Source organism: Clostridium sp. ZBS2 (assembly GCF_023845855.1).
Classification (GTDB): Bacteria; Bacillota; Clostridia; order Clostridiales; family Clostridiaceae; genus Clostridium; species Clostridium aquiflavi.
Map to the genome: position 1 here is coordinate 211533 of NZ_JAMQIF010000006.1, position 19584 is coordinate 231116.

At 27.5% G+C, this 19584-nt stretch carries 16 protein-coding genes, 1 other RNA gene and 2 pseudogenes; 17 read left to right on the forward strand and 2 right to left on the reverse strand.

What is annotated here, in order from left to right; translation table 11 throughout:
- Positions 1 to 25: 25 nt before the first annotated feature.
- The 10 genes and pseudogenes from dltD (at position 26) to NG918_RS03600 (ending at position 9451) form a co-directional block, all read left to right on the forward strand.
- Positions 26 to 1213 (forward strand): D-alanyl-lipoteichoic acid biosynthesis protein DltD, encoded by a 1188-nt coding sequence (gene dltD / locus NG918_RS03555; protein ID WP_252214695.1) that lies wholly within the window; start codon positions 26 to 28, stop codon positions 1211 to 1213.
- Between the two features lie 126 nt (positions 1214 to 1339).
- On the forward strand, positions 1340 to 2854 hold the full coding sequence (gene dltA / locus NG918_RS03560; protein ID WP_252214696.1) for a D-alanine--poly(phosphoribitol) ligase subunit DltA: 1515 nt from the start codon (positions 1340 to 1342) through the stop codon (positions 2852 to 2854).
- Positions 2854 to 4008 carry a D-alanyl-lipoteichoic acid biosynthesis protein DltB gene (gene dltB / locus NG918_RS03565; RefSeq protein ID WP_252224589.1) on the forward strand — a complete coding sequence of 385 codons (1155 nt, stop codon included), beginning with the start codon at positions 2854 to 2856 and terminating at the stop codon, positions 4006 to 4008. Before dltA ends, dltB begins: the two co-directional genes overlap by 1 nt.
- Before the next feature lie 133 nt (positions 4009 to 4141).
- Complete coding sequence (dltC, locus tag NG918_RS03570) at positions 4142 to 4369, forward strand: D-alanine--poly(phosphoribitol) ligase subunit DltC (protein ID WP_252224592.1); 228 nt, start codon at positions 4142 to 4144, stop codon at positions 4367 to 4369.
- Positions 4370 to 4553: 184 nt separating this feature from the next.
- Positions 4554 to 4907: a transfer-messenger RNA gene (gene ssrA / locus NG918_RS03575) on the forward strand.
- Positions 4908 to 5387: 480 nt separating this feature from the next.
- Positions 5388 to 6299 carry a hypothetical protein gene (locus tag NG918_RS03580; protein ID WP_252214700.1) on the forward strand — a complete coding sequence of 304 codons (912 nt, stop codon included), beginning with the start codon at positions 5388 to 5390 and terminating at the stop codon, positions 6297 to 6299.
- Positions 6300 to 6308: 9 nt separating this feature from the next.
- Positions 6309 to 6635 carry a cytochrome c3 family protein gene (locus NG918_RS03585; RefSeq protein WP_252214701.1) on the forward strand — a complete coding sequence of 109 codons (327 nt, stop codon included), beginning with the start codon at positions 6309 to 6311 and terminating at the stop codon, positions 6633 to 6635.
- A 6-nt stretch (positions 6636 to 6641) separates the two neighbouring features.
- Positions 6642 to 8177 carry a cytochrome c biogenesis protein CcsA gene (gene ccsA, locus NG918_RS03590; RefSeq protein WP_252224596.1) on the forward strand — a complete coding sequence of 512 codons (1536 nt, stop codon included), beginning with the start codon at positions 6642 to 6644 and terminating at the stop codon, positions 8175 to 8177.
- 428 nt (positions 8178 to 8605) lie between these two features.
- Positions 8606 to 8888 (forward strand): annotated as a pseudogene (locus NG918_RS03595) (CD3324 family protein).
- Between the two features lie 126 nt (positions 8889 to 9014).
- Positions 9015 to 9451, forward strand: a pseudogene (locus NG918_RS03600) (N-acetyltransferase).
- Between the two features lie 146 nt (positions 9452 to 9597).
- Here NG918_RS03600 and NG918_RS03605 read toward each other — a convergent pair.
- Together NG918_RS03605 and NG918_RS03610 are read right to left on the reverse strand one after the other, a co-directional pair.
- Positions 9598 to 9765 carry a hypothetical protein gene (locus tag NG918_RS03605; protein WP_252214705.1) on the reverse strand — a complete coding sequence of 56 codons (168 nt, stop codon included), beginning with the start codon at positions 9763 to 9765 and terminating at the stop codon, positions 9598 to 9600.
- 463 nt (positions 9766 to 10228) lie between these two features.
- The gene (locus tag NG918_RS03610) at positions 10229 to 10963 is read right to left on the reverse strand and encodes an alpha/beta hydrolase (RefSeq protein WP_252214707.1); all 735 of its coding nucleotides are present in this window, start codon (positions 10961 to 10963) and stop codon (positions 10229 to 10231) included.
- Between the two features lie 65 nt (positions 10964 to 11028).
- Between NG918_RS03610 and NG918_RS03615 the strand changes: the two genes are divergently transcribed.
- The 7 genes from NG918_RS03615 (at position 11029) to NG918_RS03645 (ending at position 19564) form a co-directional block, all read left to right on the forward strand.
- Positions 11029 to 11877 carry a helix-turn-helix domain-containing protein gene (locus NG918_RS03615; RefSeq protein ID WP_252224602.1) on the forward strand — a complete coding sequence of 283 codons (849 nt, stop codon included), beginning with the start codon at positions 11029 to 11031 and terminating at the stop codon, positions 11875 to 11877.
- A 110-nt stretch (positions 11878 to 11987) separates the two neighbouring features.
- Positions 11988 to 12932 carry an ABC transporter substrate-binding protein gene (locus NG918_RS03620; RefSeq protein WP_252214711.1) on the forward strand — a complete coding sequence of 315 codons (945 nt, stop codon included), beginning with the start codon at positions 11988 to 11990 and terminating at the stop codon, positions 12930 to 12932.
- 47 nt (positions 12933 to 12979) lie between these two features.
- Positions 12980 to 13987 carry a FecCD family ABC transporter permease gene (locus NG918_RS03625; RefSeq protein WP_252214713.1) on the forward strand — a complete coding sequence of 336 codons (1008 nt, stop codon included), beginning with the start codon at positions 12980 to 12982 and terminating at the stop codon, positions 13985 to 13987.
- Positions 13980 to 15002 carry a FecCD family ABC transporter permease gene (locus tag NG918_RS03630; protein WP_252214716.1) on the forward strand — a complete coding sequence of 341 codons (1023 nt, stop codon included), beginning with the start codon at positions 13980 to 13982 and terminating at the stop codon, positions 15000 to 15002. The genes NG918_RS03625 and NG918_RS03630 overlap by 8 nt, the downstream gene beginning before the upstream one ends.
- 10 nt (positions 15003 to 15012) lie before the next feature.
- A complete protein-coding gene (locus tag NG918_RS03635; protein WP_252214718.1) occupies positions 15013 to 15798 on the forward strand; it encodes an ABC transporter ATP-binding protein in 786 nt (261 codons plus the stop codon).
- 868 nt (positions 15799 to 16666) lie between these two features.
- On the forward strand, positions 16667 to 17503 hold the full coding sequence (gene licT / locus NG918_RS03640) for a BglG family transcription antiterminator LicT (RefSeq protein WP_252214720.1): 837 nt from the start codon (positions 16667 to 16669) through the stop codon (positions 17501 to 17503).
- A 198-nt stretch (positions 17504 to 17701) separates the two neighbouring features.
- Positions 17702 to 19564 carry a beta-glucoside-specific PTS transporter subunit IIABC gene (locus tag NG918_RS03645; RefSeq protein WP_252214722.1) on the forward strand — a complete coding sequence of 621 codons (1863 nt, stop codon included), beginning with the start codon at positions 17702 to 17704 and terminating at the stop codon, positions 19562 to 19564.
- The last annotated feature ends 20 nt before the right edge of the window (positions 19565 to 19584 follow it).

Here is a 19584-nt window from a genome sequence, read left to right on the forward strand (position 1 = left end):
TACAATTATAAAAAGGAGGAGCAAAGTGAGAAAAAAATTTATATACGTAATACTTCCAATTGCTATAGTATTAATAACAGTTATTTCTTTAAATAGTTTTTTAAATAAAGAATTAGATGACATGTTAAGCAAGAAGGAATTAAGCAGCATAGACAAAGAATATGGAAGTATATACAAAGACAAGGGAGTGGTATTTAACGAATACGTTACCCAAAATAACGAACTAGTATTACAAGGGTCATCAGAGTTAGCTTCTCCAGTTTCACAATTACCTACAATATTTTTCCCAGTTAAAGGATTAGATACAATTGTTACAAATGGAAGATCTTATTCTCAACATTTACATCAAATATCTATTTTAGGAAGTCAACAACAAGTAGATATGGAAGGAAAGAAAGTTGCACTAATACTATCACTTCAATGGTTCTTAGATGAAAATGGAATAGATTCAGGAGGTTTTCAAGCAAATTTTTCACCAGTACAATTTTATGAGTTTTTAAGCAACGATAAAATAAGTAAAAATAATAAAAATCAATATGCAAAAAGGATATGTAGTTTATTAACCGGAAATACTCAATTTGGACCGGAAAGACTATATTCTAAAATATATATTAATGATAGTTTTTTTTATAAAATAGCTAATATAGCATTTAAACCTTATTTTATAGTAAGAAAAGAAATGGTTAAACTGAAAGATAAGGGATTATTATATAAAAAATTAAGAACTTTACCTCAAAGAAAAGCAATTAAAAGTGGAGCAGTTGATTGGAATGAAGAATATAAAAGAGCAGAAGAAGAAGGCAAATCTAAAGTAACTAATAATGAATTTATGGTTTATGACTATTACTATAATAACAATTTAAAAAATAACGTAGATTCACAAAAAGATGCAAATAAGAATGTTGATTTAATGAAGTCAAAAGAATTTGAAGATTATGAGTTATATTTAGACACTTGCAATGAATTAGGAATAAGACCATATATAATTTTAATGCCTACTAATGGATTATGGTATGACCATATTGGAATTAAAAAAGAAGAAAGAGATAATTTTTATGATAAAGTACAACGAATGGCTGAAGGTAGAGGCTTTGACGTTTTGAATTTAAAAGATGAAGAATATACACCTTATTTTATGTGTGATGTAATGCATTTAGGATGGAAAGGATGGCTTAAAGTAGATGAAGAACTTTATAAACATTTTAAAGAATAATGAAGCACTAAAATTTGCTTTAATAAGTTCAATAATATTTATTTTTGCTATTTTAATATTAGCATTTGAACCATTTAATGAAATTCCATTTATATATAATCAATTTTAAAGAAAGGTGTAGTTAAAATGAAAATATTAGAAGGAATAAAGAAATTTTCAAAAAGTAATAGAGTTGCATTAACTTGTGATGGTGAATTTATGACATACAAAGAGTTAGATTATATATCTGAAAGTGTAGCAAGTTTTTTATTAGAAGAATTTAATAATGATAGAACTCCAATCATTATTTATGGTAATAAGGAAAATTTAATGATGGCAGTTATGATAGCAGCATTAAAATCAGGAAGAGCATATGTACCAATAGATATAAGCTATCCACAAGAAAGAGTAGAAGCAATTATTAGTGAAGTTAATTCTAAAATAATTATAGATTTTAGTGAAGGAAATATTTTCGATAATATATTAGTTTTAAAAGAAAAAGAAATTAAAGAAATAGTTAATGAATATAGCGGTTTAGAAGTAAAAGCAGAAAATTGGGTAAAAGAAGATGAAAATGCTTATATATTATTTACTTCTGGTAGTACAGGAAAGCCAAAGGGAGTACAAATAAGCAGTAACAATTTAGATAATTTTGTTGAATGGATAGCAGATTATTTGAATTTAGATGAAAATGAAGAAATATTTATGAATCAAGCAGCATATTCCTTTGATTTATCAGTGGCTTCAATTTATCCAGCATTATGTTATGGAAAAATACTACATGGATTTTCAAAGAATACTCTTTCAAATTTAAAGCAGATGTTTAACAATATTAAGAAGTCAGATATTAATATATGGGTATCTACTCCTTCATTTGCTGGAATGTGCATAACTGAAACAAATTTTAATTCTAATATGTTGCCCAAATTAAAAGCAATGGTATTTGTAGGAGAGGTACTTCCAAAGCCATTATGTGAAGCGCTTTTAAATAGGTTTCCAAATACAAGAATTATAAATGGATATGGTCCTACAGAAGCAACAGTAGCAATTAGTATAAATGATATGAATAAAGAAGTACTAGAACAAGACGGAAGTTTACCTATCGGGTATCCTATGAAAAATTCAATTGTTAAAATTATTGATGAAAATGGTAATAGTTTAAAAGATGGAGAAAAAGGAGAAATTATAATAGTCGGTCCTAGTGTAAGTAAAGGATATTTTAACAATGAAGAAATTACAAAAAAATCATTTTACTATGATGAGTATGATGGAAAACGATGCAGAGCTTACAGAACTGGTGATTTAGGATACTATGTTCATGGTAAGTTATATTATTGTGGTAGGAAAGATTTTCAAATAAAACTTAATGGATATAGGATTGAGATAGAAGATATAGAAAATAATTTAGTAAAAGTGAGTAATGTAAAGAATGCATCCGTTGTTCCAGTAAATAAGGATGGAAAGATAGCATATTTAACTGCTTTCATTGAATTAAAGAAAGATAATGGATTAAGTGGATTAAAAAATGGAATAATGATAAAAAAAGAACTAAGTGAATTAATACCTTCATATATGGTTCCTAGAAATATAAAAATAGTTAAAGAATTTCCTACTAATATAAACGGAAAAATTGATAGGAAGAAATTAGCGGAGGAATTATAATGAAGTTAACGCAATATGGAGATTATTTTTATTTATATTTATTATTATTAACATTTATTCCAGCGATAATATTAGCTTTAAATGGAGTTAAACCAAAGTATTATGGAATAATTGTTTCATTTCTTATGATTTTATTAATAATGACTAAAAGTATAGGATTATCTTTATTTCTAATATTTTTATTAATAGAAACATTTTTAATTTATATGTATTTATTTATAAGAAAGAAAACAGATAATAAATATATTTATTGGTTAATATTATTTTTATCAATGATTCCTGTTATTATAACAAAATTAGCAGGAGTTACTAAATATTCATCATTAATTGGATTTATTGGTTTATCATACTTGAATTTTAAAGCTATCCAAATGATAATTGAAATTTATGATGGAAGAATTACAGAAATAAATTTTACTACATTTATATACTTTATAATATTTTTTCCAACACTAAGTTCAGGACCTATTGATAGATGGAAAAGATTTGAGGATAATTTAAATACTAAAATAGAAAAAGAAACATATATAAATGAATATTTAATACCAGGATTCAAGAAAATAATTATAGCTATAGGTTATAAATTTGTTTTAGCGTATTTAATAGATACATATTGGCTTTTTAAAATATCTACAAATATAACAGTATTAAACAGTTTGAATTATATGTATGCATATACTCTATATTTATTCTTTGATTTTGCAGGTTATAGTTTGTTTGCAGTTGGAACTAGTTATATCTATGGAATTAAAACTCCGAAAAACTTTAATAAGCCTTTTATAAGTAAAGATATGAAAGAATTTTGGACTAGATGGCATATATCTTTATCTAGATGGTTTGGTGATTATATTTTTTCAAGATTTGTGTTAAGTTCAATGAGAAAGAAAAGATTTAAAAATAGATTTATAGCATCTCATGTAGCACAAATAATAACAATGTTTATAATGGGGTTATGGCATGGTTTAACTATATATTATATAATTTATGGATTATATCAAGGAACAGCATTAGTTTTAACTGATATATATCAAAGAAAATCAACTTATTATAAAAAGCATAAAAAAGAAAAGTGGTTTCAAATGACTGAGAGAGTAATAACATTTCATATAGTATGTTTTGGTATGCTAATATTTTCTGGATATTTATTTAAATAAAGAAAATACTATTACAATGAATTTAAAATTAAATTAATGGTCATGTTTTAAAGTAATGCTGATATTTTAATATAAAGCTTAAGGAATTATGTAGCATTTGTTGCACTAAATATAAAAGGGAAGTGTATTAATTATGAAAGAAAAGGTATTAGAAATGTTTATTGAAGTTACTGGAAATGATGAAATTGCAGAAGATTTAGATTTAGATCTTTTTGAAGCAGGATTGTTAGATTCTTTAGCAATAATTGAAATGTTACTTCAAATAGAAGAAGAGCTAGGAATAAAATTACAACCTACAGACTTAGAAAGAGAAGATATGTCAACTGTAAATAAGTTAACTGAGTTCTTAGAAAGTAGATAAACAAATTAAAAAGTTCTCTTTAGTAAAGTATTGATATATACATAAGCANNGCTTGTTCCCAATATAAAATCTATTTTCTGGGATTTTTGTAGTAATATGATATTTGACATTGCTTTTTTTATAATATATAATTTAGGAACAGACGAAAATTGAATATAAAAGTTTCAAACTTCGTTACTAACATGGGGGCGCTTTGGCTTCGACGGGGGTAAGAGGAGTTTGATAAGCGAGTCGAGGCAGCATGTCACCTCGTTAATCAAGTATGCAAAAAGATAAACGCAGAAGACAATTTTGCATTAGCAGCCTAATTTAGCGCTGTTCATCAGCCCGGGGTGCCCACGCTTCGGATCACTGGTGTCATTAAAGTGGGAAACGAAGTTTAGCAAAGCTTTGAGCTAAAGGGGTATTTATGAAGCTAGCAAGTATGTTGCCTGTCTATAGGCGTTCATATGAGCGAATTTTAATATATAGACTACACTCGTAGAAAGTCAGATGCATCTACTTTCGGACAGGGGTTCGATACCCCTCGCCTCCACCATTCAAAACCACGACTAGATGTCGTGGTTTTTTAGCGTTTGAGGATTTATAGTGGGGAAGGTCATTCACCACTAGTTAATAAATAGTTGATTTCATCCGTTTACAATACGGTGTAATTGGTAGAAATATGTTTTTTTATCTAAAAGTTTCTTAGAGTAAAGATATGATATAGTGTCCTATCTTAAAAAGATTATTTAGAAAAGCAGTTACAATACCATCTTTAGAGGACTTTGAAAAATTATTTATGAAATTAGATTAGTTTTTATTACTGAGTCTAAGAAGTTTATTGGGGATTATGGTGATAGAGATATTCAACGTAGTCTTTTCTTTTTTTGAAATATTGAATAGTTTAAGAGAAAATCCTTAATAAAATAGAAGAATTGATTGAAAGATATATTTCAGTAATATATGATTTTGTTCATATCTTAAATGAATAAGGTAATAATAAATAGAGATTAATATTATACGAGGAGGAAATATAATGAAGATGGGAAATAAAACATTGAAAAAAGCATTAAAAAGTTGTGTTATATTAGCAGTTTCCATCTTAGCAATTTTAATTAATAGTAAAGCAATGAAATCTAAAGCTTTATTTAAAGTAGCAGAAAAAGAATATTTGATATTAGCATATAATGACTCTGGAATGCATTGTATACAAGATGATTATTCTGCTTTTATGATATTACCACCAGCTAATACCGTTAAGGTCCAAGTCTTTGAGAAGGGAGTAGATAAGGCTAAACTTATAGATAGTGGAATAATAGTAGAATACAAAATGAATAACAATACTACATCAGTTGATAAAAGTAATTTTTGGAAGTATGCTAAAGATTATGGCTATGATTTAAAACTTAATGAAGGAATTGCTGGGAATTATTTAAGTGGAGTTTGTAAATTGTCAAAGGATAAAAATTATTATGAAGCTGAATACATTCCAGTAACACCTTTTAACGATGGAAGTAAGGTAAGAAATCCATATCAAACCATGACTGTTACAGTAATTGATGAGGCTACCAAAAAGGTATTAGCACAAGAGGATAGTATTGTAGTTTCAGTATCAGATGAAATGAGTTGTAGTAATTGTCATGGAAAGGTAGATACTTATGTAAACATATTAAAGGCTCATGATAGGAAAGAGAAAACAAGTCTTTATTCTGATTTAAATAATAATAAAAGACATAAATGTAATGAGTGCCATTCAGATAATACGTTAGGTGCATCAGGGACTCAAGGTGTTCCAAGTCTTTCTCTGGCAGTACATGATTTTCATGCATCAATTATGGGTATGTCAGATTTGCAAAATACATGCTACAATTGTCATCCAGGGGTTGAAACACAGTGTAATAGAGGAGCTATGTATAAAGCAGGTATTACTTGCAGTGATAGTAAATGACATGGAAACATGGAAAATGTAGCTCAGTCTTTGAAGGATGGAAGAAAAGCTTGGCTTGATGAACCAAAATGTAGTAATTGTCATGGAGAACTTTATAGTATAAAAGATAATCAACTATACAGGGAGGCTTATCTACAAAATGGACCAGAAGGTATGAATGGAAAAGTAAAATGTGCAACTTGTCATAATAGTCCACATGCTGAATGGATATCATCACTTCCTCAAGATAATGAGATACCAAAAAAGATTTATGGTAAACCTGATTTTATTAAAAAATGCACGGCTTGTCATGAGAATAAGGGAAATAATAAAATACATAAATATGAGGGAGAGTAGAAAAAAATGAATTTAGGAAATTTACTTATTCTTATAGCTGTAATAGGTAGTATATTAATACTACCTATTAATATACTAATACATAATAAAAAGATAAGAGATATAATTTTAATAATTACTGCCATAAGTTTAACAGCCTCATTAATTTTAATTCTATATTATCAGTATACTTGTAACTTTAGATATAGTTATGTAGTAGAACATATATCGACAGATTTAAAACCTCTGTATAAGATTTCAGCTTTATGGGCAGGGCAAAGTGGTTCCTTTTTATTATGGGCAGTTAGTTCTATTTGGCTAGGGATTGCTATAAAAGGAAATAACAAATCTTTTAATATTTATATGATTATCACTACAGCACTTATTATCTTTGTTTATATAAGTAACCCATTTGCAATTGAAAAAGTAATTCCTAGTGAGGGAAAAGGACTCAATATAGCATTACAAAATCCTTGGATGGTTATACATCCACCATTGGTGTTTATAGGATATTCAGCTATGGCTATATTGTTTTGTGAAAGTTTTTCACATAGGGTAGAGAAAAAATGGGCTTATATTTCATTGCTTTTTTTAGGAGTTGGAATATTTACAGGAAGTATATGGGCTTATAAAGCATTAGGTTGGGGAGGATATTGGGCATGGGATTCAATTGAGAATGCTGCATTAGTTCCATGGTTAATTTTAGTGGCTATTATTCATAAGGAAAAAGTAAAGCCTTATGTAACTATGTTGCCTTTTACTCTGGCTGTTTTTGGAACATTTTTGGCAAGAAGCGGAATATTAGAAGGGAAATCAGTACATTCATATAATATTTCCACCATGTCAAAGCCAATATTGATTTTAATTAGCTTTTTATGTGTATTATTATTTATAATTGCTATAAAAAGTAAACAAAACAAAGATATAGTAAAGAATAACGGTACTTTAAAAAAAGTATTATCGGTATTTTGTAGTATTACATATTTATTTCCTGCACTTATTTTAATAGGTACTACTTTACCTATTTATTCATCTTATAATGTTGAAGTTGATTTTTATAATTTATTATCATTAGCTTTTGCAATAATTTCTTCAATTTTATTTTTCATTTATATGAAGGATTTATTTAAGGGGAATTTAGCTATTATATCAATAATAAATACAATTTTACTTATAACAATAAGCTGGATTACAAAGTTTGGAGAAGTTCAATGGCTGATTATCCTTTGGATACTAATGTTTCCATTACTTTTAAAAATAATTTATTTTAATAAGATCAAAAATAAATTAGCAAATATAGCGCATATTGGATTTATATTAATGATATTAGGTAGTATTACATCATCTATATTTGGTGAAATGGGAATGTTTTTAGAAGAAAAGGTAACAAATCAAGAAACTGTAGAGGCTATAATAATTCATAATTTTTTAGAAGATGTAATAATAACAGAAGGTGCAAAATATACAACCAAGCCATTAATATTTTTATTTTGGATAGGTGGAATTTTAATAATGATTTCTATGTTAGGGAAAATATGTTTCTTTAAGGATAGGATAAAATAAGAACATCACAGTAATGTGGTGTTTTTACATTCTTGGTGCAAAAGTATGCCTAAGCTGAAAAATATATAAAAAACAGTTTTTTAGGTTAGATGTTATAATTGGTATATAAATTATGTTTTTAAAGGTAGAATATCAAATTAATCATCTCATTTGTTTAGATTTAGAATTATGTATAATGAACTGTATCTAAGTAAATGAGGTTTTTATAAAAACTGCAAAAATTAATTGAGTATATTAAAATATACAGAAAATTATATATGGAGGTGAAATATAATGAGAGAATTTATACATTTTGAAAATGTATGAGGCTCCGAGCAAAGTCCATAATAAAATTTGTTTGGAGCCGTATTTATCTTAAATGCGGCTTATATAGCCAGATTAGATTTTGCTCGACTATGTACCAATAAAAGTAGATAGGAGCAAAAATTATGAAATATGAAAATGCAAAAGATATTTTACCGTCATATATTATAGAGATATTACAAGAGTATATTGATGGCAAATATATATATACCAAGAAAAAGCAATAATAAAAAATTTGGGGGAGAAGAAAGTGGATTTAGAAAAGAGTTGAACAATAGAAATAGAGAAATAATTAATAAGTACAATAACGGGATAACTGTAAAAGAAATATCTGAAAGTTATTATCTTACAGAACATAGTATCAGAAGGATTATTATTTATTATAATAAATTAAGTGTCTTAGTGTGATTAATAAGTTAATTACTTAAGGCACTTTTTAGTATAAGTATAATGCAGAATGATACATGTACTTGGTATAGATTAATAGTAAATAATAATATTAAAGATATAGGATATAAGGAGTAATGAATTGATATGATAAGAAGCTTAGAAAATAAAGATATTGATAAAGTAATGGATATATGGTTAAAAAGTACTATTAAAGCACATGACTTTATATCTAAAGAATATTGGGAAAAGAGTTATACTGATGTAAGAAATATTTACATTCCTATGGCTAATACTTTTTTATATGAAGATATAGAAGGAATCAAAGGTTTTATAAGTGTAATAAATAATGAATTTATTGGAGCATTATTTGTAGACGTGGATTATCAAGGAGCTGGTATAGGAAAAAAGTTAATAAATTATGCAATGGATAAATATAAAAAGTTAAATTTAGCAGTATATAAAGATAATAAAAAGCAGTAGAATTTTATATAAATAGAGGATTTAAGATAATAAAAGAACAATTGAATGATGACTCAGGCTATAATGAGTATATAATGGAAAAAATTTATAAGAAGAATTAAAAAAATATATGTTTATTTTTAATGAAAATTTGATATAATATAAATAAGAAAAGCTTAGTGCTACCAACACTAAGCTTCCTTAGAACATTTATTTTGTTTTAGGGCTATTGAATGAATTAAATAAATATTTAATTAAGAGTTAAGCACTATTCTTTGTCGGATGGGTGCTTTTTCTCTTTGCCATTAATTTCTATATGAATACCAAGAAATTTAATCTTGATAATTAACTTAGAAATAAAAAGATTATGTTTTAAAACTAATTCAATAATATAAATAGTAACAAAGCTTTTTATAGTTAATTCTAGCATATCCAATACCACCCCCCTAACTATGATGATATATTCACCAATAGTCCAAGGGGGATAAAATGTTCAAAACCCCCGTAGCCATCCTACTACGTATTTGCAATATTGTACTTTAGAATTATACCATATTTATGTAGAATATATACATAAGAATAAAATGGAAGAACTTCATTTGAAGTAGTTAAGGAGAACTGTATCACAAGCAAATTAATCTTTTACTATTTTGGGAAATAGATTATAAATTACGATTTGATTATAGTTATTTAAGGCATACCGGATTAAGAATGACTTGAAAAATGAATAAAAGAGAATAATAATTATTCTCTTTTATTTTATATAGTGATACCTACGATTAGAAGTTAAAATATATCATGTAAATTTAAAATAGAAATAGTATTAAGTATTTAGAAAGGTATTTAATTGAAAAGAAATAAGAAGATTTTTGGGGTTTTAAAATGTACAATATTTTTTGTTAAATTGAGAAAATATATCTAAGAGCTCTACTAATACTAGTTATAACTACAGAACCATGGTTTTCTTCTGGCGCAATATAGAGACTACAGTTATCATTAAAGCTTTTTATTTTATTATATATTTTTTCAGCTCCATCAACCATGTAACCTTCTTTTTTCCCTAATCCTATAAATACATTTTTATCACTATGTTCAAGGTTTTTGAAGTTTAAAATTTCATAATCATTCCACCATACTGATGGGCTAAAAGAAATTATATTTTTATAGATATTTGAACCTTTTAATAAGTTCCATAATACATAATAACCACTTAAAGAATGTCCGATTATAGTCATATCATTTTTATGGAAGTTTAAATTAGCTTGGATTATTGGTAGAAGTTCTTTTTCTATAAAAGAATTAAAATCTTCGCTACCACCAAGATTATCAGGTATCATAAATTTCCTTTTTTCATCTACAAAGTATTTTTCAGCTGGAGCTGTAAAATCTAAAAATCTCTTTTCTTTTTTCTCAAATTCTTGATGACATATTCCTACAACTATAGCAGGTTTAACACCAGTTTTAACAAATAATTGACCTTGTTGTTTTATGCAAGACTTAACTATTTCAAAATAATATCCACCATCTAGTACTACTATTAGTGGTAAATCATTTGCATTTGATTCTTCTGGAATGTAGAATTTAATATCATAAAAGCTATTAGTATAGTTTGATTTTATCTTAAAATTATCCATATAAGATGCTCCTTTGTGTTAATATTTAGTAATTAGTATAAAATAATAGAAAGGAAAGGTCAACAATGATGAAAAAAAGTATTAATTGGTTAATTGAATATTTTTCTGAAAGCTCTATTGAATTTGTTGATATTTTTAAAGCTAAATTGCCACCTAATGAAAAAGATCTTAATAGAAAAACTGCTAAAGATTTATGTGGAATAGTAATACCTATAAGAGGAGAGTGTTCTTTCTCAGTAAATAAGCAAAAATATATTTTAAATAATAATACCATTTTACATTGTGGCTCAAGAATGGATATAGAAGTTGAAACAGAAGATGTAGGAATAGAGTATTATGTAGTTCATTATAAAAATATTTCTACTGTAAAGAAATTTGAAAGTATAGAAGAGGGATCCTTTTATTTAGAAATAGAGGATAGACTGCCATTATTAAAATACTGTGAAAACATCCGCGATAAATCATTAAGTCCTGATAGTTTCACAAAGTTTTCATGTAAAGTTGAATTTATAAATTTAATTAATTCTTTAGTTGAAAATGTAAGAGCAGTACAATATAATGACAAATTAAAATTAGTTAATAAGGGAATTGAGTACATAAATAAGAATTTTAGTGAGCCCATGTCAGTTAGTGAAATAGCTGAAATATTAAATATGGATAGAAGAAGATTTAGTGATGTTTTTCAAGAAGTAACAGGATTATCACCAATAAAATATTTAACAGAATATAGACTCAAGGAAGCTAAAAGGTTATTGAAGTTTTCTAGCTATACAATTTTTGAAATAGCTGATATGACTGGATATAATGATTGTTTCTATTTTAGTAAAACATTTAAAAAAAATGTAGGTATGTGCCCTAGAAAATACAGAGAAGTTAATAGTAATTTAGTTAAAAGTTTAAGAGTAAAAAGGTAGAAGTGGCAAAAGTACAAAAATTTCTCCCGAAAGTCTATTTTACCTTCTGAAAAATTCTGATAAAATAATCATAAATTGAAAATGATTATCAATACTAATGGAGGGGCAATATGAAAAAATACTTAACTTTATTTTTAACAGTAGTTTTATTTGCAGGTTTAACAGCTTGTACTAAGAATGATGTTTCAGAAAAGAATGGTGTAGAAAATAAAGACAAGCCATTTACAATAAATTATTTAGGACAAGAGTATTCTTTTGACAAAAAGGCTGAGAATATAGTACTTGCAAGTTTAGAAGGGATGGAAGATGCAGCAACTCTAGGAGTTGAAGCAAAAGGAGTGCTAGAGGTTGCTGGTAAAGTACCTAAATATTTAGAAGAAAACTTTAAAAGTGCAACTTTAGTGGGAGACAAGATGAATCCTAACTCAGAAGTTATATTAGGCTTAAATCCTAATGTTATTATAGGAAGTTCGAAATTTGGAGAAGAGGTAATGAATAAATTAAATAAGATTGCAGTAACATTACCGTATTCACATATATCAGCTAACTGGAAAGATAATCTGTTGGCTCTAGGAGAGATAATGGGCAAGACAGATGTAGCTAATAAATTAATTTCAGATTATGAAGAAAAAGCTTCAAAGACCAAAGAAGAACTTTCAAGTGAATATAAAGATAAAGATATTTTAGTTATTAGAATTAGACGTGGATTAATGTATGTATATCCGGCAGATGTATATTTAAATCCAGTTTTATATACTGATTTAGGAATAAAGGTTCCTGGAATAATTACAAATTCAAAGGCACAAGCAGAACTTACTATAGAGACTTTAGCAGAAATAAATCCAGATGCTATATTCTTACAATTTGATAATTCTGAGAATACTGATTCACCTGAAGCTTTAAATCAATTACTAGAGAATCCTATATTTAAGAGTATAGAAGCTTCTAAAAACAACAAAGTATTTGTTAACACAGTTGATCCTTTAGCACAAGGGGGAACAGCTTGGTCAAAGGTTAGATTCTTAGATGCAGTTGTAGATAATTTATTAAAATAAAAAGAGTGAGCTGTCTTTGTGACAGCTCAATTTTTAAGGGGACAAATATGAAGAAGTTTAATAAAAAGTTTTTAATAATATTTATGATATGTATAGTAGGAATAATCACTGTAACTATTTTATCTGTTACTTTAGGAACTAAAACTATACCAAGAGAAGTTGTTTATAATGCTATATTTAAATTTGATATAAATAACGTAGATCATTTAATAATAATGAATAATAGATTACCTAGAGCAATAGCTGTATTAGTTGTTGGAGGATTTTTAGCTTTAGCTGGTGCAATTATGCAAGGTATAACAAGGAATTATTTGGCATCACCTTCATTAATGGGTGTAAATGATGGATCAGCTTTTTTTATTACTATAGCTATGGTTTTCTATCCTGAACTTTCAAATGGAAGTTTAATTTTAGTTTCTATAGTTGGATCTATAGTTGGATCCTTATTAGTTTTAGGAATAGGTTCATCTATAAAAAATGGATTATCACCAGTTAGACTTGCCATTATAGGAACCATAGTAGGTAGCTTTCTAAGTAGCTTAGGATCAGCAATTGCAATGTACTTTCAAGCATCTCAAACTATTTCAGCTTGGTATAATACAAAAGTCCATGCTGTAAATATTGATTTATTAAAAATAATTATACCAATAGGAATTGTTGGAGTTTTAATAGCAATTATGGTGGCTAAGGATATAACAATAAGCTCATTAGGAGAAGATATAGCAATTAGTTTAGGGCAAAAAACAAATATAGTAAAGTTCTTATCTATGGGTGCAGTGGTTTTACTTACAGCTACTTCAGTTGCATTAGTTGGAAAGATTGCTTTTGTTGGACTAGTAATACCTAATATAATTAGAATTTTAGTTGGACATGATTATAAATATATAATTCCTTATTCTTTAATTGGAGGAGCTTTCTTCTTAAGTTTATGTGATTTAATAAGTAGATACATAGAATATCCTTTTGAAACACCTATTGGAACAGTAACTGCTATTATTGGAGTACCTTTCTTTTTATATATGATAAAAACTAAAGGAGGGGCAAAAAATGCATAAGAGAGAACTTAAATATTCTTTTATAGTAATAGCATTATTATTGCTAATTGTAGTAGCATTTTATTTACATTTAACTAATGGTATGTTTGATATTAGTATTGGAGAAGTATTTCAAACATTATTTAATTTAAATGATAATGAGAAGTTTAGATTAGTAGTATTTGAATTTAGACTTCCAAGAATAATAATAGCTATTTTAGTTGGAGTAGGTTTATCAATAGCAGGGCTTTTCCTACAGGGAATTACTAAAAATGAATTAGCTGATCCAGGGATACTAGGAATAAATTCTGGAGCAGGGGCTGCTGTTATTATATACATGTTTTTTGTACATTTTAATTCATCAGTATCAGATGGAAGCAATTTTTTAAGTATATTTGCTATGCCTATCTTTGGTTTTATAGGCGGTATAGCAGCAGCAATGTTAATATTATTATTCTCAAAGAATAATAACAAGATGGATATGCAAAGGCTTATCTTAACTGGTATAGCTATAAATAGTGGTTTTTCAGCTATTTCTATGCTTTTTTCAATGAAAATGAATGCTTCTGATTTTGAATTTGCTGCTGTTTGGCAAACAGGATCTATATATAATGCAAACTGGACTTTTATTTATATGATGCTTCCTTGGATAATATTTTTAGGATTATATCTGTATAGAAAGGTTCATTTACTAGATTATTTTCAATTAGAAGAAGGTAGTATAATTAGCTTAGGTATAAACTTAGAAAAAGAAAAAAGAAAATTACTATTTGCTTGTGTTGGGTTAATTAGTTCTTGCGTATGTGTTGCTGGGAATATTGGTTTTATTGGATTAATGGCACCCCATATAGCAAGGCAACTAGTAGGAATAAAACATAGAAAACTTATGCCTGTAACAGCTTTAATTGGAGCCTTTCTTTTAGTAATATCAGACTTTATTGCTAAGACTGTTTTTGCTCCTTCAGAGTTAGCTGTAGGAATAGTAGTATCTATCATTGGTATTCCTTATTTTGTATATTTATTATTTAAGTCATAAGAGGTAAGATATGAAGAATGCTATTAATATAAAAGATTTAAAAATAGGATATGATAAAAAGATAATAATTGAAGAGTTAGATTTAAGCATTGAAGCGGGAAAAGTAACAAGTATTATTGGCCCAAATGGATGTGGTAAATCAACCTTATTAAAAAGCATAGGAAGAATACTTAAAAAGGAAAAAGGTGAAGTATTTCTTCTAAATAAAGATATGGATGATATGAAGAGTAGGGAAATAGCAGAAAAGCTTGCTATATTATCACAAAATCCTATAGCTCCTTCAGAATTAAAGGTAGAAGAGCTAGTTTCTTACGGAAGATATCCCCATAGATCTAATATAAATAAATTATCTAGCAAAGATAAGGAAAAGATTGAATGGGCATTAAAGGTAACTAATACTATTGACTTTAGAGAAAGAGAATTATCAGATTTATCTGGAGGACAAAGGCAAAGAGTTTGGTTAGCAATGGCCTTAGCACAAGAAACAGACATATTATTATTAGATGAGCCAACTACTTTTTTAGATATGTCTCACCAGCTTGAAGTACTTAGTATTGTAAGAAACTTAAATGAAAGACATAAGTGTACAATAGTTATGGTTTTACATGATATTAACCATGCAGCAAAGTATTCTGATTTCATTGTTGCAATGAAAGATGGGAAGATACTTTATAAAGATGAACCAAGTTCAATAATGAATAAGGAAGTATTAAAAAATATTTATAATATAGATGCAGAACTCATAAGAAATAAAAATTATAATGTTCCTTTATGCTTGAATTATGAATTATTATAATGAAATATAGATAAGGTATCTTAATTAATGTTATCTATAATTATTAGGCATGAGTTTGATTAATTAATTTAACTCATGCCGATTTTATTTTTGAAAACTTTTGGAATTTGTTGTGGATAAATAAGGGATCTTCATTCATTAAATTTAATGTGATTTTTAAAGGTAGAATTAAGAAATATTAAAAAATTTAATTTATAAATAGAAAAAGTATTATAGATTGTCAAATGGAGAAAACCATTGTGAGACATAAGGTAAAATTAAAAAATTTAACATATAGTTTTATGTAGAATATGGTGGATTTTAAAGGGCTTGATTAACTGGTCTTTTTCTATGATTAAATTTGAAATTATAGTAAAGAAAAGAGTAATATTTTAGGGGAAGAAAAACTAGTAAGATAATTTGCTCAATCTTTGTTCAAAATGCATGGGTTTCTTCTATTATAAAATCAATGTTTGCAGTACCGTTTGAATCAAACTTTATTTCAAGCCAACATCTTGTGTAAAGGGACAATTTTTTATACAACTGATGTTTTTAGTATGGTTGGTGTCCATGGAATGCTTGTATTGAGCACTCCATGGTTTTTATTAATTCTAACATTTTTCATTATAGTGCTATTAATTGTTTTATTTAGTATATAAAAAGTTTGATGTAATGGGAAATTCATAAAAATTTTAATTAAAAATTATATAATATGATTGACAAAGAAATCATTTTCATGTTATATTCTAAATATGATAATTATATTTGAATAAGGATCGTTACTGATTTAGAAATATATCAGGCGTGACCTAAAAGCTGTATGGAGAGTATATAACTTATTATTACTACAGTTTTAGGTCTTTTTTGTATATTTTTATGGAGGTTTATTATGAAAGTAAAGAAGGTATTTAATAATAATGTTGTACTGGTTGTAAATGATTTCGATGAAGAACAGATTGTAATGGGAAAAGGGATTGGCTACCAAAAGTACCCAATGGATTTAATTGAAGAAAATAAAATAGAGAAAAAATTCATATTTACTAATGACGAATCATTAAATAACTTTGACACATTAGTTAATAGAATACCTCTTAGCCATATTGAACTTGCTAGTGAGATTATACAAATGGGTAAAGAGTTCTTGAGTTATAAATTAAATGATACTATTTTAATTACTTTATCTGATCATATAAGTTATATGATTAAAAGACTCGATGAAGGATTAGTTTTTAGTAATCCACTTCAATGGGAGATTAAACAGATATATCCTGACGAGTACAAATTTAGCCAAAAAGCATTAGATTATTTAAAAGAAAAAACAGGTAAGAACATTCCAAATTCAGAAGTAGCCTTTATAACATTACATTTTGCCAATGCTCACTTAGAAACTAAAAATATGGAGGAGACACTTTTATTAACTAAGATAATAGATAATGTTTTAGATATAGTTAAGTATAACTATGGAATTGAAATAAATGAATATTCCTTTGATTATACAAGATTTGTCACACATTTAAGGTATTTTGTAAAAAGACAGCTTACTGGTGAAAGTGTAGATGGAGATACTTCATTATTAGCTATTATAAAGTTAAAGTATGCTGATGATTATAATTGTTCAGTAAAAATAAAAAAGTTTCTAGAATCTACGTATGGTTGGAAAATCACTGAAAATGAATTGTTATATTTGACATTGCATCTAAATAGATTGAGTCATAAAAGCAAATAGAAAATAATAATATACAGTTATGTAGGTTAATATAATTATAATAGGAAAATAATTTGAAAATAAATAAAAAAGGATCGTTACTGTTTGGCAGGCGTGACCTAAGTTAATATAATTAGTAAAAATAATTATCAATTTTTTACTGATTATATTAGCTTAGGTCTTTTTTTATAAAAAAATTACTTGAAGGAGGAATATACTATGAAGCATGAAAGAGAATCAGAGCAAATAATTAAAAATGTTGGTGGAAAGGATAATGTAATAAGTTTAGTTCATTGTGCAACTAGACTTAGGTTTAAGCTTAAAGATACATCAAAGGCTGATAAATCTGAATTAGAAAAAATGAGCGATGTTTTGTCAGTAGTAAATAGTGGAGGACAATATCAAGTTGTTATTGGTAATAAAGTAACAGATTATTTTGAAACTATTACTAAAAAATTAGGATTAACCAGCGAAATTAAACAAGAAAAAGGAGAGAAGACATCAATAATATCAAAGGTTTTTGAAGTTATCTCAGGAGGCTTTTCACCATTAATTCCTGCTTTAGCTGGATCAGGTATGATTAAAACTTTACTTACAATATTAACTAATATGGGATGGATGTCTGATGCCAGTACTACTTACGCAATTTTATCTGCGGCCGGAAATGCTGTGTTTTATTTCTTGCCAATTTTCTTAGGGATTACTTTAGCTATTAAAATAGGAGGAAATCCATACGTTGGAGGTGTTATTGGGGCTGCTCTATTAGAACCAACTTTTACAGCCTTAATCGGATCAGAAGGTGCAGTTACATTTTTAGGAATTCAAGTAATTCCAGTTTCTTATGCGGCAACAGTATTTCCAATATTTATAGCTATTTTTATTTACTACTTTGTTGATAAATTCTTAAAAAAGATCATTTTAAAAGATTTACAATTATTCTTAGTACCGGCAATTTCCTTATTAATTATGGTTCCATTAACAGTGATATTATTTGGACCATTAGGAACAAATGTTGGTGATATTATATCAAATTTTGTAATGTGGTTAATCAATGTAAATCACATTTTAGCTGGAATTATTTTAGGCGGCGGGATGCCTTTTATGGTTATATTTGGTCTTCATTGGGGATTCACACCAATAACTATACAAAACCTATCAGTACTTGGAGGAGATCCTATAGAAGGAGCTGCAGTTGCAGCAGTATTTGCTCAAATTGGTATTGCCATTGGATTATTTTTAAAATCAAAAAAACACTCAAAGTTAAAAGCTTTATCTGGCTCAACAGCCATTACAGGATTATTAGCAGGTGTAACTGAACCTATCGTTTATGGAATTATTTTAAGGTATAAAAAAACAATACCTATATTAGCAATTTCAGGAGCAATAGGTGGTGGTATTTGTGGAGCTTTTGGAGTAACTATGAATGCTTATGTGTTTCACAATGTATTCTCAATGCCAGTTTACACACCATTCTTCGGATATTTATTAGGAATAGGAACAGCCTTAGGAGTAGGAGCAGTTCTTGCATATTTCTTTGGATTGAAACCAGAGGAATTTCAAGAAATGGAGAAAGAAGCTAATGAGTTTAAAAGCAATGATTCTAAAGCTAATGTTCATACAAAAAGTAATGTAGAAGAAATTTTTTCACCACTTGATGGAAAACAAATTAAATTATCAGAGGTAGAAGATGAAGTGTTTTCATCAGGAGCTGTTGGAGAAGGTTTAGCTATTATTCCAGCAAAGGGGGAAGTTGTTTCTCCAGTAAATGGAGTTGTATCAGCTATTTTTCCTACTAAACATGCTATAGGGATTACTTCTGAACGAGGGGTCGAATTATTAATTCATATAGGTCTTAATACAGTGGCATTAGATGGAAAATATTATGAGAACCATGTTAAAAACGGAGATAGAGTTAGGATTGGAGACCTATTAACTTCATTCGATAAAGAAAAAATTGAAGAAGCAGGTTATAGCACTGTTACTCCTATTATAGTTGCTAATACAAGTGAACTTGTAGATGTAATTATAGAAGAATATGCAGAAGTGAAAAAAGGTGAATCTGTAATAAAAGTAATTCACTAATAGGAAAGGATGGTATAAAT